Source organism: Bradyrhizobium forestalis, from assembly GCF_002795245.1.
In the GTDB taxonomy this organism is placed as follows: domain Bacteria; phylum Pseudomonadota; class Alphaproteobacteria; order Rhizobiales; family Xanthobacteraceae; genus Bradyrhizobium; species Bradyrhizobium forestalis.
In genome coordinates this window covers 54,628-78,122 of record NZ_PGVG01000032.1, presented here as the reverse complement: position 1 = coordinate 78,122, position 23,495 = coordinate 54,628, and the positions used below count along the sequence as shown (strand labels likewise).

The following is a 23,495-nucleotide window of genomic DNA, read 5'->3' as shown; positions in this document are numbered from 1 at the left end:
GATGCCGGATTCCGATCCGATCCAAGACAATCCGCGCAACACGGCCAATTTGCCGGCCGTGGTGACACAAGGCGAGGTGATGCGCCCGACGGCGGACAACTGGCTGCTGCGCGCCATCCGGACGCTGTTCGGCTGGAAGGCGGGATCGGTCCGCGACGACCTGCAGGTCGTGCTGGATGCGACGACACCCGACGACACCGGCTTCTCGGCGGTCGAGCGCACCATGCTGCGCAACATCCTCGGCCTGCACGAGCGCCGTATCGCCGACGTCATGGTGCATCGCGCCGACATCGTCGCGGTGAAGCGCGACATCCCCCTCGGGGAATTGATGGACCGCTTCGAGAGCGCCGGCCATTCCCGCCTCGTGGTCTTCAACGAGACGCTCGACGATCCCGTCGGCATCGTCCACATCCGCGACCTGCTCGCTTTCATGACCGCACGCGCCCGCGTGTCGGAAGCCACCAAGACCAAGCGCAAGAAGCCGCTGCCGGCCGGGCTCGACCTGCGCACGGTCGATCTCGCGCTGCCGCTTCATGACGCGCACATCATCCGCAAGCTGCTCTACGTGCCGCCGTCGATGCGGGCGATCGACCTGCTCGCACAGATGCAGGCCTCGCGCATCCATCTGGCGCTGGTGGTCGACGAATATGGCGGCAGCGACGGGCTGGTCTCGATCGAGGACATCGTCGAGCAGATCGTCGGCGAGATCGACGACGAGCACGACAGCGACGAGCCGCCCTCGATCGTGCGCCTGCCCGACAATGCCTTCATCGCCGACGCCCGCGCCAGCCTCGACGACGTCCGCTCGGTGATCGGCGAAGACTTCGTCACCGGCGAAGCCGGCGAGGAGGTGGAGACGCTGGGCGGCTATCTCGTCAGCTTCGTCGGACGTCTGCCGGTGCGCGGCGAGGCCATCTCGGGTCCCGGCACTTACGAGGTCGAGGTGCTCGATGCCGATCCGCGCCGCGTCAAGCGGCTGCGCATCTCGACGCGGAAGGAGCGTCCGGCGCCGCGCTCCCAGCGCGAGAGCCGGCGCCGTGAAGCCACGCCGGAGAGCGGACAACCGCCGGCCAGCGACACGCCGCCGCCGAGCGACGGGGCCGGCCCGCAGTGAGTCCATCGCAGCGACTTCGGCAGATTGCGCTTGCCGTCATCCTCACCTGGGGATGGCAGCGCGCCGTCATCGCCATGGCGGCGGGGGCGCTGTCGGTGCTGGCGCTGGCGCCGTTCAACCTCTTCCCGGTGCTGTTCGTCACCTTCCCGGTGCTGGTCTGGCTGATCGACGGCGCCGGCGGCGGACGCTATGGCGGTGTTCCTGCCGCGGCACTGACCGGCTACTGGTTCGGACTCGGCTATTTCGTGCCCGGCCTCTACTGGATCGGCTACGCCTTCTTCGTCGACGCCGACATGTTCGCCTGGCTGACGCCGTTCGCCGTGCTGGGCCTGCCGGCCTATCTTGGGATCTTCACGGCGATCGGCTTTGCGCTGGCGCGCCTGTTCTGGACCAAGAACGCCACGCGCGTGCTGGCGCTCGCAGCGAGCCTCACCATCAGCGAATGGCTGCGCGGTCACGCGCTGACCGGCTTTCCCTGGAACGCGTTCGGCTATGCGCTCTCCGAGCCACTGCCGCTGGCGCAGACGGCCTCGCTGATCGGCCTGTGGGGCATGACATTCCTGACGGTTGCGATTTTCGCAAGCCCAGCGACGCTGATCGACCGCACGCCCGATAGCCGCCTGCAATGGCGTGTGCCGGCCGCCGCCGTCGCGCTCTTGATCGCCATGAGCATCTTCGGCGCAATCCGCCTGTCGCTGCATCCGACCACGATTGTATCAGGCGCCAAGCTGCGCCTGATGCAGCCGAACCTGCAGCAGGACGCGAAATTCAACTACGCCGCCAAAGCGGAAGTGATGAAGACGTATCTCGCACTGTCGGACCGCGCCTCCGGCCCGCAATCGACCGGCGTGCGCGATGCCACCATCCTGATCTGGCCGGAATCCGCTTTTCCGTTCTTCCTGACCCGCGAAGCCGACGCGATGGCGCAAATCGCGGACCTCCTGCCGAAGGGCACCGTGCTGATCACGGGGTCGGTCCGCGCGCCCGACCTGCCGCGGGGCACGCCGATCACGCGCGCCTATAACTCGATCTACGTGATCGATCACGACGGCAGCGTGCTCGCCGTGTACGACAAGCTGCATCTGGTACCGTTCGGAGAATTTCTTCCCTACCAGGCTTTGATGGAGAAGCTCGGTTTCGAGCAACTGACGCGTGTGCGCGGCGGCTTCATTCCCGGCACCGTGCGGCATGCACTGCCGGTACCCAGTGCGCCACCCGCGCTGCCGCTGATCTGCTACGAGGCCATCTTTCCCGGCGAAGTGGCTGGACGCAACGAACGCCCGGGCTGGATCGTGAACCTCACCAATGACGGCTGGTTCGGCATCTCGACAGGCCCCTATCAGCATCTGGAGCAGTCGCGGATGCGCGCGATCGAGCTCGGCCTGCCGCTGGTCCGCTCCGCCAATACCGGCGTCTCCGCGGTGATCGATCCGGTCGGGCGCACGGTCGCCAGCCTCGGTCTCGGCATCGAAGGCATTTTGGATGCAAACCTTCCGGCCGCGATCCCGCCAACCGTCTATGCACGGGTGGGTGATGCGCCCGCAGCCATGCTCGTCGCGGTGGCCGTGCTCCTCGCCGTCCGCCGACGTGTCGGCAAGCGTAAGCCCTGATCGCGCCGCCGCCGAAGCGGCCGGAATCCTTTGACAACCGTAGTCCCACGGTTGACAGACTGCACGCGGGCTCCCCATTCTGCACCGGCTGCGAAAGACAGCGGTGCATTGCTAAATTTCTCCGCAATGTTTCCCAATAACAGGGTTTGATTTTGACGCTGTTGCACCCGAGGCATGCTTGATCATTGCGCCGAAGGTGATGTTTGGAGGGCTGAGGAAATGTCGAAAGCGCCCAACCCTGTTGACAAATATGTCGGCAGTCGCGTGCGCATGCGCCGCATCATGTTGGGCATGAGCCAGGAAAAGCTCGGTGAAGCTTTGGGCCTGACTTTCCAGCAGATTCAGAAATACGAGAAGGGTACCAACCGGGTCGGCGCAAGCCGAATCCAGCAGATCGCCGAGATTCTCCAGGTGCCGGTGTCCTTCCTGTTCGAGGGCGGCCCGAGCGGCGTGCCGGGTCCGGATGGCTTCAGCGAAGGCGCCTCGCCCTCTTACGTCTCGGACTTTCTCGCGACCTCCGAAGGGCTCGCCTTGACCAAGGCATTCACGCGAATCACCGATTCGAAGATGCGCCGCTCGATCGTCGATCTCGTCGAGCAGATTGCGGCTCGCGAAGGCCCCGACAAGCGCTGAAGCGCCATGTCCATAGCGATTTGAGACTGCGTCAAATCTGGCCTATGTCGTCATTTACGACCGCGCTTTGATGCGCGTCCGCTTCGATGATGCGATTCAAAGGCACAGATGCGTCCATGACCGGCCCAAATTGGTTCGATTCACAAACTATTCTCGATGGCATCCGCCGCTGGGTGGAGATCGAGACGCCGACGGAAGCACCTCAACAGGTCAACAAGCTGGTCTCTGTGGTCGCGGAGCAATATCGCGACCTGCCTGTCACGCTCGAGCGCATCGCCGGCGTGGATGGCTGCGGCGATCATCTCGTGGCGCGCACGAATTGGGGGCAGGATCGGCCAGGCATCCTGGTGCTGAGCCACCTCGATACCGTTCACCCCATCGGATTCATCGAGCGCCTGCCATTCAAGGTCGAAGGCGACGTCGCATTCGGTCCCGGCATTTACGACATGAAGGGCGGCGCCTACATCGCCCATCACGCCTTTCGCGCGCTTTGTGCGACGACCGATCGCTCGCCGCTCGGCATCACGCACCTGTTCACCTCCGACGAGGAGATCGGCAGCCCCACCTCTCGCGCGCTGATCGAGCGGGAGGGACGCAAGGCCAAATACGTGCTGGTGACCGAGCCGGCGCGTGATGGCGGCAAGATCGTCACCGGACGCAAGGGCGTCGGACGCTTCCAGGTGTTCATCAAGGGCGTCCCCGCGCATGCCGGCTCGCGGCCCGAAGACGGCCGCAGCGCCGTCCGCGAGCTCGGCAACGTCATCCTGGCGCTGGAAGGGATGAACGATCTGACGCGCGGCGTCACCATCAATGTCGGCGTGGTGCGCGGGGGCACGCGCCCCAACGTCACGCCGGAAGAGGCTTACGCCGAAGTCGATCTGCGCGTCGTGAGCCTCAAGGACGCAGACGAGTTCGCCGGCAAGATTCTCGCCCTGACATCGAAGACGGACGGCGTCACCGTCACGGTCACCGGCGAGCTCAATCGACCGCCTTACGAGAAGAGCAATGCAGGCGCCGCGCTGTACGAGCATGCGAAGGCACTCGCCGGCGAGATCGGCTTCGAGCTGATCGACACCCACACCGGCGGCGGCTCGGACGGCAATTTCACCGCCGCGCACACCGCGACGCTCGACGGGCTCGGCGTCGACGGCAAGGGCGCGCACACCCATTATGAGCAGCTCTATGTCTCCTCGCTCGCGCCGCGCGCGCGGCTGCTCCATCGCCTGTATCAGACGCTGCGATGAGCGAACGTAAATCAGACCCCGATCGCGAGGACAGCGAGCGCGCCTTCTTCGGGCGCCGCAAGGGTCACAAGCTCAGGCAACACCAGGCCGGGTTGATCGAGCAGCTGCTGCCGCATCTTGCGCTCGACATCGACGGTGAGGCGCCGGCGGACGCCCGCGAAATCTTCGACCCCGCAGCCGACGATGTCAGGCTCGAGATCGGCTTCGGCGGCGGCGAGCATCTCGCGGCCGAGGCCCAAAACTTTCCCGCCACCGGCTTCATCGGCTGCGAGCCCTATGTCAACGGCATGGCAAAGATCCTCGCGCAGATCGAGGCGGCCAACATCGGCAACATCCGCCTGTTCGCAGGCGATGCCGCCGAGCTCTTGGCGTGGCTGCCGAAGGCTTCGCTGTCGCGGATCGACCTGATCCATCCCGACCCCTGGCCGAAGCGGCGGCACTGGAAGCGGCGGTTCGTCCAGGACCGGACCATCGCCGCGATGGCTCGCGTGCTCAGGAGCGGCGGCGAGTTCCGTTTCGTCTGCGACATCGACGATTACTGCGCCTGGACGCTGTCGCATCTTGCACGCTCGCAGGACTTCGTCTGGCTTGCCGAACGCGCCGACGATTTCAGGCAGCCATGGCCGGGCTACACCATGACGCGCTACGGCCGCAAGGCCGCGCGCGAGGGACGCAAGGCGGCCTATCTTCGGTTCAGGCGGATCTAAATCGACTGCCGGTTGCGCCAGAAATTCACGACGCGTTCGGCGGTTGTCGGCATCAGGCGCGTGAAGTTCAGGCGCGCGGCCTCGATGTCGGCATCGGCCGGCGTGCGCTGCGGACCGTACCAGAGCAGGATGAGCGCACGCACCGTGGGCCAGCCCAGGTTCAGCACGCGGCCCAAGATCAGAAGCGGATCGTAGCGATCGCCCGCGATGAGGCGGTCGAGGATCGAGAGGCGAACGCCTGATATCGCCGCGAGCGCGGCGATCGCTTCCTCGTATTTGTGCGCCTTGGCGAAGCCGAGCAGCGCACTCTCGCCGAGATGGCCCTCGCGATGCAAGGCGAGCACCGTGCGCTGCGCGCCCGAAAAATCGCGGCGCGGCCCCGGCGGCAGCGCGGCCTCCTCGATCGCCGCCATCGCACGCTTGATCTCGACCTGGCGCACGGGATTGACCATGGTGGAGAGGCGACGGCGGATGACGTCGAGCGTCCCGTCGAGCAGCTGCTTCAGGTGCTCGCCGGAGAGATCATTGCGCTGACCGATCTTGAGCGTCAGGACGCCGTCCTGCGCCGCGCGCTTGATGATCTCGGAGTAGCTGCTTGGCGAGAACACCGCGCCGGCATTGCCCGCGGCGCGGCGCACCACGTCGCGATCGCCGCGCTCGACCAGCACATCGGTGACGACGGGAGACAAAGCGGGGCGCTCCGTCATCGCCAGGAGATGGCCCTGGCCTTTCAAGCGCGCGATCTCGACCAAAGCGGCATCGTCGAGCACGGGCGAGCGGCGCAGCACGGGACCGGCCACCATGATCTCGTTTTCGCGCGCGAGCTGATTGACCAGGTGCGGCGGCGCGTTGTTGAGGCGCGAGAAGCGCTCGGCCAGATCGACACGCGAGGCGAGTTCGGCATGCGGGACGAGATCGATCAGGAGATTGTCGAAGAGATCGATCAGCTCGGGGCGGAGCTTGTCCGCATCCCGAAAGAACAATTGGGCGATGGCACGCGCGATCTCGCCACGGCGACGCGGATCGCCGCGCTTGACGATATCGTCCAGTCCAGGAATGAGCGACGTGGCAACGGTCATGAAAACGCAACTCGAACGGGGCACGCCGCGGGTGCGCCCTTGGTTCAAGCCGCCCCACAATCAAGGAATTTAGGCCTGCTTGATGAAGGAAGCGTTGAGCAGGGTCCGCAGATCGGCGTAAAAAGGCCCCGTTCCCGCTGCAATGGGCCTTGTCCGGGAGTGGGGAAAGCGCTATATCTGCGCCAATTCATCTTCTCATACGATCCGCGTAGTGAGAGTGGGCCCGCAAGGACCCGCTCTTTTTTATTACCTGAACGCGGCTTGGCGGGAGATGCGGCCCGACGCGCTGTCGGGAAAGTTCCGAAACGGGCTTTGACGTCGTAACCAAGCCTTAACCATCGAGCGCCCTGACCCTGGACATGACCGAACCGAACCCTGGTTCCACGGATGCCGAATTGCTGGCCGAGCCGCGGCTCGTGGTCGAGCCTGGCGTCGCGGCACGGGTGTCCGCGGTGGCAGCTCCCGTGCTCCAGGGCATGGGCTATCGCCTGGTGCGGATCCGCATTTCCGGGGAGGCCGGCTGCACCGTGCAGATCATGGCCGAGCGGCCGGACGGCTCGATGCAGATCGAGGATTGCGAGGCGATCTCGCGGGCATTGTCGCCCGTGCTCGACGTCGCCGATCCCATCGATCGCGCCTACCGGCTCGAGATCTCCTCGCCGGGCATCGACCGCCCGCTGGTGCGCCGCTCCGATTTCCAGCGCTATTCCGGGCATCTGGTGAAGATCGAGATGGCGGTCGCGCATGAGGGGCGGAAGCGCTTCCGCGGCACGCTCGGCGCGGTCGAGGGCGATCGCGTGCATCTGCATCGCGACGACGTCAAGGCGGGCGATGATCCCGACGTTCTCCTGACCATGGAGGACATCGGCGAGGCTCGCCTGGTGCTGACCGACGAGCTGATCGCCGAATCCATGCGCCGCGGCAAGGCCGAGGCGCGCGAGATGCGCCGCAATCTCGGCCTCGAGCCGCCGCAGGCGCCGCACGCCAAGATCAGCGAGAAGACCACCAAGAACACCAAGCCGAAGAAGAAGCCGGCACCGACCAACACGAAGAAACATCGCCTTGCCGCCGAACGCGCGCGGCGCGGCGAGACCGAGCCTGACCAAGGAGACTAGCCATGGCAGTCAGCGCCAACCGACTTGAATTGCTTCAGATCGCGGACGCCGTCGCACGCGAAAAATCGATCGACCGCGGCATCGTCATCGCGGCGATGGAGGACGCCATCGCCAAGGCGGCGCGGGCCCGCTACGGCAGCGAGACTGACGTGCATGCCGAGATCGACCCGAAGAAGGGCGAGCTGCGGCTGTCGCGCCACATGCTGGTGGTCGACAAGGTCGAGAACCACTCCAACCAGATTTCGCTGGTGGACGCGCAGCGCGCCAATCCCGGCGCCCAGGTCGGCGACACCATCGCCGACACCCTGCCGCCGCTGGAATATGGCCGCATCGCCGCGCAATCGGCCAAGCAGGTGATCGTGCAGAAGGTGCGCGAGGCCGAGCGCGACCGGCAGTATCAGGAGTTCAAGGACCGCATCGGCGACATCGTCAACGGCGTCGTCAAGCGCGTCGAATATGGCAGCGTGATCGTCGATCTCGGCCGCGGCGAAGCCATCATCCGCCGCGACGAGATGCTGCCGCGCGAGGTGTTCCGCAACGGCGACCGCGTCCGCGCCTATATCTTCGACGTCCGCCGCGAGACCCGCGGCCCGCAGATCTTCCTCTCCCGCACCCATCCGCAGTTCATGGCAAAGCTGTTCGCGCAGGAAGTGCCGGAGATCTATGACGGCATCGTCGAGATCAAGGCAGTCGCCCGCGATCCCGGCTCGCGCGCGAAGATCGGCGTGATTTCCCGCGATTCCTCGGTCGATCCGGTCGGCGCCTGCGTCGGCATGCGCGGCTCGCGCGTGCAGGCGGTGGTGAACGAGCTGCAGGGCGAGAAGATCGACATCATTCCCTGGTCGCCCGACATCGCGACCTTCGTGGTCAACGCGCTGGCGCCGGCGGAAGTCTCCAAGGTCGTCATCGACGAAGATCGCGAGCGCATCGAGGTCGTGGTGCCCGACACCAACAACCAGCTCTCGCTGGCGATCGGCCGCCGCGGCCAGAACGTGCGCCTGGCCTCGCAGCTCACGGGCTGGGACATCGACATCCTGACCGAGCAGGAGGAATCGGAGCGCCGCCAAGCCGACTTCGAGAACTCCACCCGCATCTTCATGGAATCGCTCAACGTCGACGAAGTGGTCGGCCAGCTGCTGGCATCCGAAGGCTTCACCTCGGTCGAGGAACTCGCGATGGTGGACGTCAAGGAACTCGCCGGCATCGAGGGCTTCGACGAGGAGACCGCGCAGGAGCTGCAGAACCGCGCCCGCGAATATCTGGAGCAGCAGGAAGCCGAGCTGGAGGCGAGGCGCAAGGAGCTCGGCGTCGAGGACGCGCTCAAGGACGTGCCCGGTGTGACCTCGAAGATGCTGGTGAAGTTCGGCGAGAACGACATCAAGACCGTCGACGACCTCGCCGGCTGCGCCACCGACGATCTGGTCGGCTGGACCGAGCGCAAGGAAGGCAGCGAGCCGACCAAGCACGCCGGTGCGCTCGACGGCATCGACATCTCCCGTGACGACGCCGAAGCGATGATCATGCAGGCCCGCGTCAAGGCCGGCTGGATCACCGAAGCCGATCTCGCCAAGCCTGCTGAAGAGGCTGAGGCGACCGAAGATCAGCCGGCTTAAGGCGTGTTCAGCAAAAGTGGAGACCGGTTTTGCGTAAAGAACACGCGACTTAGAAGGCGAAGGAGGATGTCGCCCGGATGCTCGCCAGCACTGACAGCGAACTCGACCATGGGCCGCGGACCGAAAGGTCCGCGACCATGCGCATGTGCGCGGTCAGTCGCGAGGTCCGGCCGATCGACGAGCTGATCCGCTTCGTCGTCTCGCCGCAGGGTGACATAGTTCCCGATCTCAAGCGCAAGCTGCCCGGACGCGGCATGTGGCTCACCGCCTCACGCAAGGTGGTTGCGGAAGCCGTGCGGCGTCACCAATTCAGCAAGGCCTTCAAGCGCGACCTGCGCATTCCTCAGACGCTTCCTGCCGACATCGAGGCGCTCCTGGTCCGGAGCGTGACGGAAGCCCTTGGGATCGCCGCCAAGGCGGGTCAGGTCGTGGCCGGCTTCGGCAAGGTCGAGAGCGCCCTTCGAGAAGGAACGGTCGAGGTCCTGATCCATGCCAGCGACGGGGCCGCGGACGGAATCCGCAAATTGGACATGCTGGCGCGTCAAAATGCCGGAAATCGCGGCGCTCAGCCGCAGATTCCCGTCGTCACCGCACTGAAATCGGTAGAATTGGATTTGGCACTGACCCGGTCAAATGTGATACATGCTGCCCTGCTCGCGGGCCCGGCGAGCAAGTCATTCCTGTCACGTAGCCAGATGCTGGTCCGATACCGGATGGCGGACGATGACAAGACTGCCGAAAAGCCCGGCCAGGATTTCTGAGAGACAACGACGACCCAATAGGACGGTGCGGCAACGCACAACACTGATAAATCAGGATTAGGACTGCTGAATGGTTGATACCAAGACCCCTGGCGACAAGAAGCTGAGCGTTCCGAGCAAGACGCTATCGCTCAAGCCGCGCGTCGAAACGGGGACCGTGCGCCAGAGCTTCAGCCATGGCCGCAGCAAGCAGGTCGTGGTCGAGAAGCGCGGCAAGCGCCGCATTGGCGACGGGCCCGAGCCGCACGCACCCGAAGTGACTGCAAAGCCCGCGCCGGCCGCACCCGCGGCGCCGTCGCGTCCGGCTCCGCCCCCGCCTCGCAACGCCGGTTCCGGTGTGGTGCTGCGCACGCTGACCGAGGACGAGCGTTCGGCCCGCGCCAGCGCGCTGGCCGATGCCAAGCTGCGCGAAGTCGAGGAACGCCGCCAGGCCGAAGAAGAGGCCCAGCGCCGCGCCGTCCGCGAGGCCGCCGAGCGCGCCGAGCGCGAGGCCGCCGAAGCCCGTCGCAAGGCCGAGGAAGAGCGCCATCGCCATGAGGACGAAGCCAAGCGGAAGGCCGAGACCGAGGCCAAGAAGCGTTTTGGGGAAGGCGAGCAGCCGGCCGCCGCGCGTCCCGCGACGGCAGCTCCGTCCGCGCCTGCGCCGCGACCCGGCGCCCCTGCGGCACGGCCCGGCGCCCCCACGACGGCACGTCCGGGAACAACGACGGCGCGTCCCACGGCTACCGCGCAGCGACCGGGCGGACCGGCCGGCCGCGGTCCCGCAGTTGCGGCCGAGCCCGACGAGGACGAGGCTCCGCGCCAGATCCGGCGCGGGCCCGGCGGCGCGATGCGTCCCGCGGCGGCCCCCAAAACCACCCACAAGCCCGGCCCGCAGAAGGAACGCGGTCGCCTCACCGTCGTCACCGCGCTCAACGCCGATGACGTGCGCGAGCGCTCGATCGCCTCGTTCCGCCGCCGCACCCAGCGCCTCAAGGGCCACGCCTCGAATGAGCCCAAGGAAAAGCTCATCCGCGAGGTGACGATCCCGGAAGCGATCACCATCCAGGAACTCGCCAACCGCATGTCCGAACGCGCGGTCGACGTCATCCGCATGCTGATGAAGCAGGGCGCGATGCACAAGATCACCGACGTGATCGACGCCGATACCGCGCAGCTGATCGCCGAAGAGCTGGGCCACACCGTCAAGCGCGTTGCCGCCTCGGACGTCGAGGAAGGCCTGTTCGACACCGTCGACGATTCCACGGACACCGAGACGCGTTCGCCCGTGGTGACCGTGATGGGCCACGTCGACCACGGCAAGACCTCGCTGCTCGATGCGCTCCGTCACGCCAACGTGGTCTCCGGCGAGGCCGGCGGCATCACCCAGCATATCGGCGCCTATCAGGTGCTGTCGCCCGAAAGCGGCAAGAAGATCACCTTCATCGACACGCCCGGCCACGCCGCGTTCACCGCGATGCGCGCCCGCGGCGCCAAGGTCACCGACATCGTCGTGCTGGTGGTCGCGGCCGATGACGGCGTGATGCCGCAGACGGTCGAAGCCATCAACCACGCCAAGGCTGCAGGCGTACCGATCATCGTTGCCATCAACAAGATCGACAAGCCCGATGCCAAGCCCGAGCGCGTGCGCACCGAGCTGCTCCAGCACGAGGTGCAGGTCGAATCCTTCGGCGGCGAAGTCGTCGACGTCGAGGTGTCCGCCAAGAACAAGACAAATCTCGACAAGCTGCTCGAGATGATCGCGCTGCAGGCCGAAATCCTCGACCTGAAGACCAATTCGGAGCGTCCGGCCGAAGGCACCGTGATCGAAGCCAAGCTCGATCGCGGCCGTGGTCCGGTCGCCACCGTGCTGGTGCAGCGCGGCACGCTCCGTGTCGGTGACATCATCGTCGCCGGCGCCGAAATGGGCCGCGTCCGCGCGCTGATCTCCGATCAGGGCGAGACTGTGCAGGAAGCCGGTCCCTCGGTCCCGGTCGAGGTGCTCGGTTTCAACGGCCCGCCGGAAGCAGGCGATCGTCTCGCGGTGGTCGAGAACGAAGCCCGCGCCCGCCAGGTCACCAGCTACCGCGCGCACCAGAAGCGCGAGAACGCGGCTGCCTCGATCTCCGGCATGCGCGGCTCGCTCGAGCAGATGATGTCGCAATTGAAGACGGCGGGCCGCAAGGAGTTCCCGCTGATCGTCAAGGCCGACGTGCAGGGCTCGCTCGAAGCGATCCTCGGCTCGCTGGAGAAGCTCGGCACCGACGAAGTCGCCGCCCGCATCCTGCATGCCGGCGTCGGCGGTATCTCGGAATCCGACGTGACGCTGGCGGAAGGCTTCAACGCCGCGATCATCGGCTTCTCGGTTCGTGCCAACAAGGAGGCCGCCGCGGCCGCCAAGCGCAACGGCATCGAGATCCGCTACTACAACATCATCTACGACCTCGTGGACGACGTGAAGAAGGCGATGAGCGGTCTGCTCGCGCCGACCTTGCGCGAAACCATGCTGGGCAATGCCGAGATCCTGGAGATCTTCAACATCTCCAAGGTCGGCAAGGTCGCCGGCTGCCGCGTCACCGACGGCACCGTGGAACGCGGCGCCAATGTGCGCCTGATCCGCGACAACGTCGTCGTGCATGAAGGCAAGCTGTCGACGCTCAAGCGCTTCAAGGACGAAGTGAAGGAAGTCCAGTCCGGCCAGGAATGCGGCATGGCCTTCGAGAACTATCACGACATGCGTGCCGGTGACGTGATCGAGTGTTACCGCGTGGAGACGATCCAGCGCTCCCTGTAAGTCCAAATCTTACCGAAGCGTTCGGATCTTTTTGAACTGAAATTGCGGGAGTGCGATGGCCGGATTTTACCGGCCATCGACCCCACTTCGTTTCAACAGGACAAATGACAATGCCCGTGTCCCAGGCACGGGCATGACGAGGTGATTTTCGAGAATGCCACGCCATCATCAGAAGAAGAGTTCCGCGCCCGGCGGCTCGCAGCGTCAGTTGCGCGTCGGCGAGCAGGTTCGCCACGCGATGGCCGATATTCTGGCGCAAGGCAATGTGCATGATGCGGATCTCGAAGGTCACATCATCACCGTGCCGGAGGTGCGGATGTCGCCCGACCTGAAGCTCGCGACGGTCTACGTGATGCCGCTCGGTGGCCGCGACACCGAGATCGTGATCGCGGCGCTCGAGCGCAACAAGAAATTCCTGCGCGGCGAGGTCGCGCGGCGCGTTAACCTGAAATTTGCACCTGACATTCGCTTCCGCGTCGATGAGCGATTCGACGAGGCGGAACGGATCGAGAAGCTTTTGCGAACACCTGCGGTGCAGAAGGATCTCGAACAGGACTTGGAACAGAATCCGGTTTCGGATCGGGAAGAAGAGCAATGACCATGGACCCGGCTCACGGCACGATCGACGGCAACGACGCCGATCAGCGCGATGTGCAGAAGGATAATTTTACGGACATGGGCGGCAATTCTCAGCCGCATCAGGAGCCGCGCCGCGTCAACAACGATCCGCGCGCCAAGCAGCAGAAGGGCAACCAGGTTCGCCGCGACCGCCGCGACGTCCATGGCTGGGTCGTGCTCGACAAGCCGATCGGCATGACCTCGACACAGGCGGTCGCCGTGCTCAAGCGGCTGTTCAACGCCAAGCGCGCGGGACACGCCGGCACGCTCGATCCGCTCGCCTCGGGCGGGCTGCCGATCGCGCTCGGCGAGGCCACCAAGACCGTCCCCTTCGTCATGGACGGCCGCAAGCGCTACCAGTTCACGGTCTGCTGGGGCGAGGAGCGCGACACCGACGACATCGAGGGCCGGGTGACCGCGACCTCCGACCAGCGCCCGACCCGGGAGGCGATCCTGGCTCTCCTGCCCCGCTTCACCGGGGTGATCGAGCAGATCCCGCCGCGCTATTCCGCGATCAAGGTTCAGGGCGAGCGCGCCTATGACCTCGCCCGCGACGGCGAGGTCGTGGAGCTGGCGCCCCGCCCCGTCGAGATTCACCATTTAACCCTTGTGGATCAACCGGATAACGACCGGGCCGTGTTCGAGGCCGAGTGCGGCAAGGGCACCTATGTCCGGGCGCTGGCCCGCGATATGGGCCGGATTCTCGGCACTTATGGCCATATCTGCGCGCTGCGGCGGACCCTGGTCGGCCCATTTGGCGAAAACGACATGATTCCGCTGGATCAGTTGGAGGCTTTGTGCGATAGAGCCGCGTCCGGCGAGGGCAGCCTCGCCGACGCGCTTTTGCCCGTTGAGACCGCGCTGGACGACATCCCGGCACTGGCCGTCACTCGGGCTGATGCGGCAAGGCTCCATCGGGGTCAGGCCGTTTTGTTGCGCGGACGGGATGCGCCCACTTGTAGCGGCACAGTCTATGTCACGGTGGCAGGCCGTCTTTTGGCGCTTGCCGAAGTTGGCAATGGCGAAATCATCCCCAAGCGTGTGTTCAACCTGACCGGCCTGACTGCCAGCCCCGGTCGCAACGAGAGAAATTGACGATGTCGATTGCCGCAGAACGCAAAGCGGAAGTCATCAAGACGAATGCCACCAAGGCCGGCGACACCGGCTCGCCCGAGGTTCAGGTCGCGATCCTGTCGGAACGCATCAACAACCTCACCAACCATTTCAAGACCCACGTGAAGGACAACCATTCGCGTCGCGGCCTCTTGAAGCTGGTCTCCACCCGCCGCTCGCTCCTCGACTATCTCAAGAAGAAAGACGAGGCGCGGTACAAGGCACTGCTCGAGAAGCACAACATTCGTCGCTAAGTTCCTGCGCGCGCCACTGGCGCGCGTTTTTGCGCGTGGTTTCGAACGAACTTAAAGGTTTTTGGTCGAGGCTGCGTGCGCGTCGGGTGCGAGCCAACAACGATTCACACCCGAGGCATGAAGAGCGAAGACCGCGGTTCGGTGTTCGCGTTCGTGCCGACTGACAGTCCAGCAGCAATCCGGCGGCTGGGCACAACGGGCAAGGCGCCCGTATGACCCGAAAGGATGGACGCCATCCGACATCCAAAAACCATGGCAGGATCGCAGGACGCTGATCATCCGCTCCGATCAGCGCCCCGCAATCTTGCGCATGGTTTTTGTTTTTCGAGAGCCGTCCCTTCTTTCGAGAACCCATGAAAGAAGACCTCTATGTTCAATAAGCATTCAGTCGAGATCGACTGGGGCGGACGCCCTCTCAAGCTCGAAACCGGCAAGATCGCCCGTCAGGCCGACGGCGCCGTCATCGCCACCTATGGCGAGACCGTGGTTCTCGCCACCGTCGTCGCCGCCAAGGCGCCGCGCGAAGGCGTCGACTTCCTGCCGCTGACGGTCGACTACCAGGAGAAGACCTACGCTGCGGGACGCATTCCCGGCGGCTATTTCAAGCGCGAGGGCCGTCCGACCGAGAAGGAGACGCTGGTCTCCCGCCTGATCGACCGCCCGATCCGCCCGCTGTTCGTCGACGGCTGGCGCAACGAGACCCAGGTGATCGTCACCGTGCTGTCGCACGACATGGAGAACGACCCCGATATCGTCGCGATGGTCGCGGCCTCCGCGGCCCTGACGCTGTCCGGCGCGCCCTTCAAGGGTCCGATCGGCGCGGCCCGTGTCGGCTTTGCCAATGACGAATTCGTCCTCAACCCGACGCTCGACGAGATGGTCGACACCCAGCTCGACCTCGTCGTCGCCGGCACCGCCGACGCCGTGCTGATGGTCGAATCGGAAGCCAAGGAGCTCGCCGAAGACGTGATGCCCGGCGCCGTGATGTTCGGTCACCGCCACTTCCAGCCGGTCATCAACGCGATCATCGAGCTCGCCGAGAAGGCTGCGAAGGAGCCGCGCGAAGTCACCGCGATCGACAATGCGGCGCTCGAGAAGGAAATGCTCGGCCTGATCGAGCAGGAGCTGCGCGCCGCCTACGCGATTCCGATCAAGCAGGAGCGCTATGCCGCCGTCGGCGTCGCCAAGGAAAAGGTGATGGCCCACTACTTCCCGGAAGGGCAGGAGCCGAAATACGACAAGCTCCGTGTCGCCGGCGTGTTCAAGGAGCTGGAAGCCAAGATCGTTCGCTGGAACATCCTCGACACCGGCAAGCGCATCGACGGCCGCGACGTCAAGACCGTGCGCAACATCGTCGCCGAAGTCGGCGTGCTGCCCCGTGCCCACGGCTCGGCGCTGTTCACCCGCGGTGAGACCCAGGCGATGGTCGTGACCACGCTCGGCACCGGCGAGGACGAGCAGTACATCGACGCGCTGTCCGGGACGTACAAGGAAACGTTCCTGCTGCACTACAACTTCCCGCCCTACTCGGTCGGCGAGACCGGCCGCCTCGGCGGCACCAAGCGCCGCGAGATCGGCCACGGCAAGCTGGCCTGGCGCGCGATCCATCCGGTGCTGCCGCCGCACCATGAATTCCCCTACACGGTGCGCGTGGTCTCGGAGATCACCGAATCCAACGGCTCCTCGTCCATGGCCTCGGTCTGCGGCGCCTCGCTGGCGCTGATGGATGCGGGCGTGCCGTTGAAGCGGCCGACCGCGGGCATCGCGATGGGCCTGATCCTCGAAGACAAGCGCTTCGCGGTTCTCTCCGACATCCTCGGTGACGAGGACCATCTCGGCGACATGGACTTCAAGGTGGCCGGCACCGAACAGGGCATCACCTCGCTCCAGATGGACATCAAGATCGAGGGCATCACCGAAGAGATCATGCGCGTCGCCCTTGGCCAGGCCAAGGAAGGCCGCATCCACATCCTCGGCGAGATGGCCAAGGCCCTCACCGCGGCCCGCGCCGAGCTCGGCGAATACGCGCCGCGCATCGAGACCTTCAAGATCCCGACCGACAAGATCCGCGAAGTGATCGGCACCGGCGGCAAGGTGATCCGCGAGATCGTCGAGAAGACCGGCGCCAAGGTCAACATCGAGGACGACGGCACCGTGAAGGTCGCCTCCAGCGACGGCGAGGCCATGAAGGCCGCGATCAAGTGGATCAAGTCGATCGCGTCCGAGCCTGAAGTCGGCCAGATCTATGACGGCACCGTCGTCAAGGTGATGGAGTTCGGCGCCTTCGTGAACTTCTTCGGCTCCAAGGACGGCCTCGTCCACATCAGCCAGCTCGCGGCGAGCCGCGTGCAGAAGACCTCCGATGTCGTCAAGGAAGGCGACAAGGTCAAGGTCAAGCTGCTCGGCTTCGACGACCGCGGCAAGACCCGCCTGTCGATGAAGGTGGTCGACCAGACCACCGGCGAGGACCTCGAGGCCAAGGACAAGGCCGCCGAGGGCGAGAAGGCTCCGCGCGAAGCAGCGGGCGAGTAAGGTCTCGCGACGATCCAGAAAAACGAAAGGGCGGCCGAAAGGCCGCCCTTTTTGTTTGTGGCTTACGCTCGCTCCGGGCGATATGCGCTCCCTCTCCCGCTTGCGGGAGAGGGGGCCTCGGCGACGAAGAACCCCCAAGAGGAGAAAGCCCTCACCCGGATCGCTGCGCGCTCCACCTCTCCCGCACGCGGGAGAGGTGGAGCAACACCGCCTCAGGAGGCCGCGATGTCGTAGCGGTCGAGGTTCATCACCTTGGTCCAGGCCTTGGCAAAATCCTTGACGAACTTCTCCTTGGAGTCCGAGGTCGCATAGACCTCGGCGAAGGCGCGGAGCTGCGAGTGTGCGCCGAAGATGAGATCGGCGCGGGTGCCGGTCCACTTCACCGCATTGGTCTTGCGGTCGCGTGCCTCGTAGGTGCCGTCAGCGACCGGCGTCCACTGCGCGCTCATGTCGAGCAGATTGACGAAGAAGTCGTTGCTCAGCGTTCCCACCTTGGTCGTGAGCACGCCGTGCTTCGAGCCGTTCGCGTTGGCGCCGAGCACACGCAGGCCGCCGACCAGCACGGTCAGTTCGGGCCCGGTGAGCTTGAGCAGCTGCGCGCGATCGACCAGGGCTTCTTCCTGCTGCAGGAACTGCTGCCGCTTGCCGACATAATTGCGGAAACCATCGGCGCGCGGCTCCAGCGGTGCGAACGAGGCCGCATCCGTCTGCTCCTGCGAGGCGTCCATGCGGCCCGGCGTGAAGCCGACCTTGACGTCGACGCCAGCATCCTTGGCGGCCTTCTCGACCGCGGCGGTGCCGCCGAGCACGATGAGGTCCGCGAGCGAGACCTTCTTCGCGCCGGATGACGCGTTGAAGTCCTTCTGGATCGCTTCGAGCTTGCCGAGCACCTTGGCGAGCTGAGCCGGCTGGTTCACCTCCCAGTCCTTCTGCGGAGCAAGGCGGATGCGCGCGCCATTGGCGCCGCCGCGCTTGTCCGAGCCGCGGAACGTCGAGGCCGACGCCCAGGCGGTCGAGACCAGCTCCGACACCGACAGACCCGAAGCCAGGATCTTGGTCTTCAGCGCCGCGATGTCCTGATCGCTGACCAGCTCGTGATTCACGGCCGGAATCGGATCCTGCCAGATCAGCGTCTCCTTCGGCACCAGCGGGCCGAGATAGCGCTGGATCGGGCCCATGTCGCGATGGGTGAGCTTGAACCAGGCGCGGGCGAAGGCGTCCGCGAGCTGATCCGGGTTCTCCAGGAAGCGCCGCGAGATCTTCTCATAGGCGGGATCGAAGCGCAGCGAGAGGTCGGTCGTCAGCATGGTCGGCCGATGCTTCTTCGACTTGTCGAAGGCGTCAGGAATGATGGCCTCGGCACCCTTGGCCGTCCACTGGTTCGCGCCGCCCGGGCTCTTGGTCAGCTCCCATTCGTACTTGAACAGGTTCTCGAAGAAGTTGTTGCTCCACTTCGTCGGCGTCGTCGTCCACGTCACCTCGAGGCCGCTGGTGATGGAATCTCCGGCGATGCCCGACGCGTGCTTGCTCTTCCAGCCGAGGCCCTGATCCTCGAGTGCGCCCGCTTCCGGCTCCGGTCCGACCAGCGAGGGATCGCCCGCGCCATGGGTCTTACCGAAAGTGTGGCCGCCGGCGATCAGCGCAACGGTCTCTTCGTCGTTCATCGCCATGCGGGCAAACGTCTCGCGGATGTCCTTGGCCGCGGCGAGCGGATCCGGCTTGCCGTTCGGACCTTCCGGGTTGACGTAGATGAGGCCCATCTGCACCGCGCCGAGCGGCTCGGCGAGCTGGCGTTCGCCGCTGTAGCGCTCATCGCCGAGCCAAGTGCCTTCCGGACCCCAATAGAGCTCTTCCGGCTCCCAGACGTCGGCGCGGCCACCGGCGAAACCGAAGGTCTTGAAGCCCATCGATTCCAGCGCGACATTGCCGGCGAGCACCATCAGATCGGCCCAGGAAAGCTTGCGGCCGTATTTCTGCTTGATCGGCCACAGCAGACGGCGCGCCTTATCGAGGTTGGCGTTGTCGGGCCAGCTGTTGAGCGGCGCGAAGCGCTGCTGACCGGCGCCGGCGCCGCCGCGGCCGTCGGTGATGCGGTAGGTGCCCGCGCTGTGCCAGGCCATGCGGATCATGAGGCCGCCATAGTGGCCGAAATCGGCGGGCCACCATTCCTGCGAGTCCGTCATCAGGGCGGTCAGGTCCTTTATGACCGCGTTCAGGTCGAGCGACTTGAATTCCTTGGCGTAGTCGAACTCCTTGCCCATCGGGTCGGACAGGTCGGAATTCTTGTGCAGCATCTCGATGCTGAGCTGGGTTGGCCACCAGTCGCGGTTCACGCGCGTGGGTTTTCCGCCCGAAAACGGGCACTTCGAAGTGTCGTCCATGATTACCTCCTCTGGTGGCCGTCCGACGGCGCCTTTGACCAGGTAGAACCACTCTAAGCGGCGCCTCCTATCAGGGGAAGTTGACTTTAATGATCGCTGCGATAGGATTTTCTTATGATAAATCTGACGCTGCGCCAGCTCCGGTATTTCGACGCGCTGGCGCGCCACGGCCATTTCGGCCGTGCGGCTGAGTCCTGCTCGATCTCCCAACCGGCCCTGTCGATGCAGATCAAGGAGCTGGAGGAGACGCTCGGCGGCCTGCTGCTGGAGCGCAGCGCCCGCCAGGTCGCGCTGACCCGGTTCGGCGAGGAGCTCGCCCAACGCGTCCGCGATATCCTGCGCTCGGTCGACGAGCTCGGCGATTTCGCCCGCGCCTCGCAGGACCGCTTTGCCGGCCGCCTGCGCATCGGCATGATCCCGACCATCGCACCTTACCTGCTGCCCAAGATCACCAAGAACCTCACGCGCATGCATCCGGAGCTCGACATCCGCGTGCGCGAGACCATGACGCCGCGGCTGATCCAGGAGCTGGTGGAGGGACGGCTCGACACCGCCATCGTGGCGTTGCCGGTGTCCGAACCCTCGCTCACCGAGGTCGCCCTGTTCGAGGAGAAATTCTTGCTGGTGCGACCCGGCGCGGATGAAGGCACGCCGGTGCCCTCGCGCGAGATGATGCGCGAGATGCGGCTTCTGCTGCTCGAGGAGGGGCATTGCTTCCGCGACCAGGCGCTCTCCTTCTGCAACATGCAATCGGCGCCGCCACGCGAGATGCTGGACGCCAATTCGCTCTCGACCCTGGTGCAGATGGTCAGCGCCGGCATAGGTGTCACCTTGATCCCGGAAATGGCGGTGCCGGTCGAGACGCGATCGGCCTCGGTCTCGCTAGCGCGCTTCCGCGACCCCGAGCCGTCGCGCACCATCGGCATGGTCTGGCGCAAGACCAGCCCGCTGGCGCGGCAGCTGCTGCAGATTTCCGAGGTGGTGTGCCTGTCGGCCGGCAAGGTGCGCGCGCGGCAATCCGTGCGCAGCCAGCGGGCTTGAGCGGCGCATGCCACATCCGATCATCCGCCCCGCCCGCGCCGAGGAGCATGACGAGATCGGCCGTGTCTGGATGGAGAGCTGGGTCTCGACCGGGCTTGCCGAGGCGAGCGACTTCCTCCTCGCCAATTTGCGTGCGCGCATCAGGCGCGAGATCGAGAACGGCTGGAGCCTGTTCGTCGCCGACGACAACGGCACCATCGCCGCGATGCTCGCGCTGCATCTGCCAAAGCTCTATCTCGACATGCTCTTCGTCGCGCCCGCCTATCAGGGCCAATCGCTCGGCCGGCGGCTGCTCACCTTCACCCGCACGCAGCTGCCCGATGAAATCTGCCTGCGCTGCGTCCGCGAGAACGAAAAGGCCTGGCGCTGGTACGAACGCGAGGGCTTTGTGCTCGAGAAGGAGGAGATCGAGCCGTCGAACGGGTTCGTGATGAAGTATTACCGGTGGAGACGGCAGCGGCCCGGCGCATAGACATCGACCTCAGGCTGCAGCTTGCGGTTGTCACGATCCCACCTTAGTGTGGCATATCCGATGACCTCCTGCCGCCAATCTCCTGGAATCCATGTTTCGATTTTCTGCTTTGGTGCTCGTCCTGCTGTCCTTCCTGGCTTCAGCTGCGGCGCAAACGCCGCCCGCAACTACCGCGTCCCCTGCTCAGGCCGCACCACAGGCAAAACCGGCTGCCAAGAGGGCGGCGCCGAAGGCCAAGCCAGTTGCGAAGCAGCCGGTCGCGGTCGAGAGCGGTCCGTGTCGGCTTGGCGTGATCTCTGTGATCGGAGACCGCTACTCCGTGCAGAAATTTGGCCTCACGATTTTCGAGAATGAGGTGAACGAGGTCCCGATCGATTGGGGACTGGATGATCTCGTCTTTGCGCGCGTGCGCGCGGCAACGGGCAACGATCCGACGGTGCGCCGGATCCCCTATCCCAAAGGCGTCTTCGAGCCCTTCTACAATCCGAAAACGATTCTTATCCGGGATCCCGGAGAGCGTCTGCCAACCGTTGTGCGGAGCTTCACCACCAACGCGAACTGCGATCGCTATCTCGTCGCAACCACGTTCAAGGCGGAGCTGCCGAACACGCACATGACTCTAAACGGCATCGGAACTTATAATCAGGGTCTCGGCAGCCTGCTCCGTCACTCGCATCTTTTCGCCAATATTGCGATCACGCTGATCGACGGCCGGAGTTACGAGGAGATCAAGCGCCCCTTTGTGAATTTCGGCGCGAACTTCGCGGCGAGTATGCGGCTGACCGAAGACCCGCTCACCAAGCTCGACAACTCGCTATTCCCTGATCCACCCGCGGCAGCTTCGGCCAACGCGGCGCTGCGCGAGAGAACGCGGGCACTCGTCGCAGACAGGCTCGACCGGGGCCTGTCCGGCTATCTCAAGGAAGACTGAGCCGAAGTCGGGGTTATCTGTATCGTCGTGCATTGCGGCTTCAATGCAGAGGCGTCATGAATCCGCCCTGGCTCACTTCGTGCCGATGAAAAGGACCGTGCCATGATCAAGCTCTATTGGTCGCCCCGCTCGCGCTCGTTCACGACGCTCTGGCTGATGGAAGAGAGCGGCCTGCCCTATGAGCGCGTGCTGACCGACATTTCGACCGGAGCGCAGAAGGCGCCGGACTATCTGAAGATCAATCCGATGGGCAAGGTGCCGGCGCTGACCGACGGCGATGCCGCGCTCGGCGAAGCCGCCGCGATCTGCGCCTACATCGCCGACCGCTACCCCGAGACCAAGCTGGCGCCCGCCGTGTCCGACCCGCACCGCGCGCGCTATCTGCAATGGCTGTTCTTCTCGCCGGGCTGCATCGAGCCCGCCATCATCCAGATCTTCACCAAGATCGAGATCCCGACCTCGACCGCGGCCTGGGGCAGCGCCACGCAGGTGTTCGACGTGCTGGAGGCTGCGCTCGCGAAGGGGCCATGGATTCTCGGCGAGGAATTTTCCGCAGCCGACATCACCGTCGGCTCCGGCCTGAATTTCGCGGTACGCCTGTTCAAGATGGTGCCGTCGCGCCCGGCCTTCGACGCCTATCTCGCCCGCTGCATGGCGCGGCCGGCATTCCAGCGCGCGGAGAAGATCGCGGCGGGTTAATCCGGCGCCTTCAAATCGTCCGGCCTCGGCATCAGGATGACGTTGTAGCCGGAATCCACATAATGGATCTCGCCGGTCACGCCGCCGGAGAGATCCGACAACAGATACAGCGCCGAGCCGCCGAGGTCGTCCAGCGTGACGCCGCGGCGGAGCGGCGAATGCTTCTGCATGAAGGCGAACATCGCCCGCGCCTCGCCGATGCCGGAGCCGGCGAGCGTGCGGATGGGACCTGCGGAGATCGCGTTGACGCGGATGCCGCGCGGTCCAAAATCGGCGGCGAGATAGCGCACGGAGGCTTCCAGCGCCGCCTTGGCCACGCCCATCACGTTGTAATTCGGCATCGCGCGCTCCGATGCGCCGAACGTCAGCGTGATCATGCTGCCGCCCTCCGTCATCAGCTCGGCGGCGCGCTTTGCGACCTCCGTGAACGAGAAGCAGGAGATCACCATGGTACGCGAAAAGTTCTCGCGGCTGGTGTCGGCGTAGCGGCCCTTCAGCTCGTTCTTGTCGGCGAAGCCGATCGCGTGGATCACGAAGTCGAGCCGGCCCCATTTCTCGCGGAGCACCGCGAAGGTGGCATCGACGCTGGCGATGTCCTCGACGTCGCAAGGCAGCACCAGATCCACGCCAAGCTGCTCCGCCAGCGGCTTGACGCGCTTGCCGAGAGCCTCGCCCTGGAAGGTGAAGGCGAGCTCGGCGCCGTGGGCGTGCAGCGTCTTCGCCATGCCCCAGGCGATCGAATGATCATTGGCGATGCCCATGATCAGGCCGCGCTTGCCTTTCATCAAACCTTCCATTGCCGCCG

Annotated in this window: 20 protein-coding genes; 17 read left to right on the top strand and 3 right to left on the bottom strand. The window is 65.3% G+C overall.

Features of this window, described 5'->3' with window-relative positions; genetic code table 11:
* Position 1 precedes the first annotated feature (1 nt).
* The 5 genes from CVM73_RS29320 to trmB all read left to right on the top strand — a co-directional run bounded on the left by CVM73_RS29320 (position 2) and on the right by trmB (position 5,308).
* Entirely contained in the window at positions 2 to 1,114 is a 1,113-nt protein-coding gene (locus tag CVM73_RS29320; RefSeq protein ID WP_100235262.1) for a hemolysin family protein, read from the top strand.
* Complete coding sequence (gene lnt / locus CVM73_RS29315) at positions 1,111 to 2,724, top strand: apolipoprotein N-acyltransferase (RefSeq protein ID WP_100235261.1); 1,614 nt, start codon at positions 1,111 to 1,113, stop codon at positions 2,722 to 2,724. Before CVM73_RS29320 ends, lnt begins: the two co-directional genes overlap by 4 nt.
* A gap of 219 nt (positions 2,725 to 2,943) precedes the next feature.
* The gene (locus CVM73_RS29310) at positions 2,944 to 3,357 is read left to right on the top strand and encodes a helix-turn-helix domain-containing protein (protein ID WP_018319423.1); all 414 of its coding nucleotides are present in this window, start codon (positions 2,944 to 2,946) and stop codon (positions 3,355 to 3,357) included.
* An 86-nt stretch (positions 3,358 to 3,443) separates the two neighbouring features.
* Positions 3,444 to 4,601 carry a M20 family metallopeptidase gene (locus CVM73_RS29305; RefSeq protein WP_100235260.1) on the top strand — a complete coding sequence of 386 codons (1,158 nt, stop codon included), beginning with the start codon at positions 3,444 to 3,446 and terminating at the stop codon, positions 4,599 to 4,601.
* Complete coding sequence (trmB, locus tag CVM73_RS29300; RefSeq protein ID WP_100235259.1) at positions 4,598 to 5,308, top strand: tRNA (guanosine(46)-N7)-methyltransferase TrmB; 711 nt, start codon at positions 4,598 to 4,600, stop codon at positions 5,306 to 5,308. The genes CVM73_RS29305 and trmB overlap by 4 nt, the downstream gene beginning before the upstream one ends.
* On the opposite strand, the gene CVM73_RS29295 is transcribed toward trmB, so the two are convergent.
* On the bottom strand, positions 5,305 to 6,387 hold the full coding sequence (locus CVM73_RS29295) for a DUF2336 domain-containing protein (RefSeq protein WP_100235258.1): 1,083 nt from the start codon (positions 6,385 to 6,387) through the stop codon (positions 5,305 to 5,307). The two genes, trmB and CVM73_RS29295, sit on opposite strands and share 4 nt — an antisense overlap.
* 359 nt (positions 6,388 to 6,746) lie before the next feature.
* Here CVM73_RS29295 and rimP point away from each other — a divergent pair, with 359 nt between their 5' ends.
* The 8 genes from rimP (at position 6,747) to pnp (ending at position 17,166) form a co-directional block, all read left to right on the top strand.
* Complete coding sequence (gene rimP, locus CVM73_RS29290; protein ID WP_100235257.1) at positions 6,747 to 7,502, top strand: ribosome maturation factor RimP; 756 nt, start codon at positions 6,747 to 6,749, stop codon at positions 7,500 to 7,502.
* A gap of 2 nt (positions 7,503 to 7,504) precedes the next feature.
* A complete protein-coding gene (gene nusA / locus CVM73_RS29285; RefSeq protein WP_100235256.1) occupies positions 7,505 to 9,115 on the top strand; it encodes a transcription termination factor NusA in 1,611 nt (536 codons plus the stop codon).
* Between the two features lie 77 nt (positions 9,116 to 9,192).
* On the top strand, positions 9,193 to 9,876 hold the full coding sequence (locus CVM73_RS29280) for an RNA-binding protein (RefSeq protein ID WP_100235255.1): 684 nt from the start codon (positions 9,193 to 9,195) through the stop codon (positions 9,874 to 9,876).
* 70 nt (positions 9,877 to 9,946) lie between these two features.
* The gene (infB, locus tag CVM73_RS29275) at positions 9,947 to 12,649 is read left to right on the top strand and encodes a translation initiation factor IF-2 (protein ID WP_100235254.1); all 2,703 of its coding nucleotides are present in this window, start codon (positions 9,947 to 9,949) and stop codon (positions 12,647 to 12,649) included.
* Positions 12,650 to 12,803: 154 nt separating this feature from the next.
* Entirely contained in the window at positions 12,804 to 13,247 is a 444-nt protein-coding gene (rbfA, locus tag CVM73_RS29270) for a 30S ribosome-binding factor RbfA (RefSeq protein WP_100235253.1), read from the top strand.
* On the top strand, positions 13,244 to 14,362 hold the full coding sequence (gene truB, locus CVM73_RS29265; protein WP_167407129.1) for a tRNA pseudouridine(55) synthase TruB: 1,119 nt from the start codon (positions 13,244 to 13,246) through the stop codon (positions 14,360 to 14,362). The genes rbfA and truB overlap by 4 nt, the downstream gene beginning before the upstream one ends.
* Positions 14,363 to 14,364: 2 nt before the next feature.
* Complete coding sequence (rpsO, locus tag CVM73_RS29260) at positions 14,365 to 14,634, top strand: 30S ribosomal protein S15 (RefSeq protein WP_008540131.1); 270 nt, start codon at positions 14,365 to 14,367, stop codon at positions 14,632 to 14,634.
* Positions 14,635 to 15,003: 369 nt separating this feature from the next.
* The gene (gene pnp / locus CVM73_RS29255) at positions 15,004 to 17,166 is read left to right on the top strand and encodes a polyribonucleotide nucleotidyltransferase (RefSeq protein ID WP_100235252.1); all 2,163 of its coding nucleotides are present in this window, start codon (positions 15,004 to 15,006) and stop codon (positions 17,164 to 17,166) included.
* Positions 17,167 to 17,378: 212 nt separating this feature from the next.
* On the opposite strand, the gene katG is transcribed toward pnp, so the two are convergent.
* Positions 17,379 to 19,547 carry a catalase/peroxidase HPI gene (gene katG / locus CVM73_RS29250; RefSeq protein WP_167407128.1) on the bottom strand — a complete coding sequence of 723 codons (2,169 nt, stop codon included), beginning with the start codon at positions 19,545 to 19,547 and terminating at the stop codon, positions 17,379 to 17,381.
* 114 nt (positions 19,548 to 19,661) lie between these two features.
* Here katG and CVM73_RS29245 point away from each other — a divergent pair, with 114 nt between their 5' ends.
* The 4 genes from CVM73_RS29245 (at position 19,662) to CVM73_RS29230 (ending at position 22,690) form a co-directional block, all read left to right on the top strand.
* Positions 19,662 to 20,588 carry a hydrogen peroxide-inducible genes activator gene (locus CVM73_RS29245; RefSeq protein WP_100235275.1) on the top strand — a complete coding sequence of 309 codons (927 nt, stop codon included), beginning with the start codon at positions 19,662 to 19,664 and terminating at the stop codon, positions 20,586 to 20,588.
* Between the two features lie 7 nt (positions 20,589 to 20,595).
* Positions 20,596 to 21,060, top strand: coding sequence for a GNAT family N-acetyltransferase (locus CVM73_RS29240; RefSeq protein ID WP_100235251.1), 465 nt, complete (start codon positions 20,596 to 20,598; stop codon positions 21,058 to 21,060).
* Positions 21,061 to 21,151: 91 nt separating this feature from the next.
* Positions 21,152 to 21,991: a hypothetical protein gene (locus CVM73_RS29235; protein ID WP_100235250.1), complete on the top strand. Its 840-nt coding sequence runs from the start codon at positions 21,152 to 21,154 to the stop codon at positions 21,989 to 21,991.
* Positions 21,992 to 22,093: 102 nt separating this feature from the next.
* Positions 22,094 to 22,690 (top strand): glutathione S-transferase family protein, encoded by a 597-nt coding sequence (locus tag CVM73_RS29230; protein ID WP_100235249.1) that lies wholly within the window; start codon positions 22,094 to 22,096, stop codon positions 22,688 to 22,690.
* Here the strand turns inward: CVM73_RS29230 and fabI are convergent.
* The gene (gene fabI, locus CVM73_RS29225) at positions 22,687 to 23,487 is read right to left on the bottom strand and encodes an enoyl-ACP reductase FabI (RefSeq protein ID WP_100235248.1); all 801 of its coding nucleotides are present in this window, start codon (positions 23,485 to 23,487) and stop codon (positions 22,687 to 22,689) included. The genes CVM73_RS29230 and fabI overlap by 4 nt on opposite strands.
* Between the last annotated feature and the right edge of the window lie 8 nt (positions 23,488 to 23,495).

What these genes read in the sequence shown, in the direction of transcription:
- CVM73_RS29320 (WP_100235262.1), top strand. Translation starts at nt 2, where the DNA reads ATGCCGGATTCCGATCCGATCCAAGACAATCCGCGCAACACGGCCAAT.
- CVM73_RS29310 (WP_018319423.1), top strand. Translation starts at nt 2,944, where the DNA reads ATGTCGAAAGCGCCCAACCCTGTTGACAAATATGTCGGCAGTCGCGTG.
- CVM73_RS29305 (WP_100235260.1), top strand. Translation starts at nt 3,444, where the DNA reads ATGATGCGATTCAAAGGCACAGATGCGTCCATGACCGGCCCAAATTGG.
- trmB (WP_100235259.1), top strand. Translation starts at nt 4,598, where the DNA reads ATGAGCGAACGTAAATCAGACCCCGATCGCGAGGACAGCGAGCGCGCC.
- CVM73_RS29295 (WP_100235258.1), bottom strand. Translation starts at nt 6,387, where the DNA reads ATGACCGTTGCCACGTCGCTCATTCCTGGACTGGACGATATCGTCAAG.
- rimP (WP_100235257.1), top strand. Translation starts at nt 6,747, where the DNA reads ATGACCGAACCGAACCCTGGTTCCACGGATGCCGAATTGCTGGCCGAG.
- nusA (WP_100235256.1), top strand. Translation starts at nt 7,505, where the DNA reads ATGGCAGTCAGCGCCAACCGACTTGAATTGCTTCAGATCGCGGACGCC.
- CVM73_RS29280 (WP_100235255.1), top strand. Translation starts at nt 9,193, where the DNA reads ATGCTCGCCAGCACTGACAGCGAACTCGACCATGGGCCGCGGACCGAA.
- infB (WP_100235254.1), top strand. Translation starts at nt 9,947, where the DNA reads ATGGTTGATACCAAGACCCCTGGCGACAAGAAGCTGAGCGTTCCGAGC.
- rbfA (WP_100235253.1), top strand. Translation starts at nt 12,804, where the DNA reads ATGCCACGCCATCATCAGAAGAAGAGTTCCGCGCCCGGCGGCTCGCAG.
- truB (WP_167407129.1), top strand. Translation starts at nt 13,244, where the DNA reads ATGACCATGGACCCGGCTCACGGCACGATCGACGGCAACGACGCCGAT.
- rpsO (WP_008540131.1), top strand. Translation starts at nt 14,365, where the DNA reads ATGTCGATTGCCGCAGAACGCAAAGCGGAAGTCATCAAGACGAATGCC.
- pnp (WP_100235252.1), top strand. Translation starts at nt 15,004, where the DNA reads ATGTTCAATAAGCATTCAGTCGAGATCGACTGGGGCGGACGCCCTCTC.
- katG (WP_167407128.1), bottom strand. Translation starts at nt 19,547, where the DNA reads ATGGACGACACTTCGAAGTGCCCGTTTTCGGGCGGAAAACCCACGCGC.
- CVM73_RS29245 (WP_100235275.1), top strand. Translation starts at nt 19,662, where the DNA reads ATGATAAATCTGACGCTGCGCCAGCTCCGGTATTTCGACGCGCTGGCG.
- CVM73_RS29240 (WP_100235251.1), top strand. Translation starts at nt 20,596, where the DNA reads ATGCCACATCCGATCATCCGCCCCGCCCGCGCCGAGGAGCATGACGAG.
- CVM73_RS29235 (WP_100235250.1), top strand. Translation starts at nt 21,152, where the DNA reads ATGTTTCGATTTTCTGCTTTGGTGCTCGTCCTGCTGTCCTTCCTGGCT.
- CVM73_RS29230 (WP_100235249.1), top strand. Translation starts at nt 22,094, where the DNA reads ATGATCAAGCTCTATTGGTCGCCCCGCTCGCGCTCGTTCACGACGCTC.
- fabI (WP_100235248.1), bottom strand. Translation starts at nt 23,487, where the DNA reads ATGGAAGGTTTGATGAAAGGCAAGCGCGGCCTGATCATGGGCATCGCC.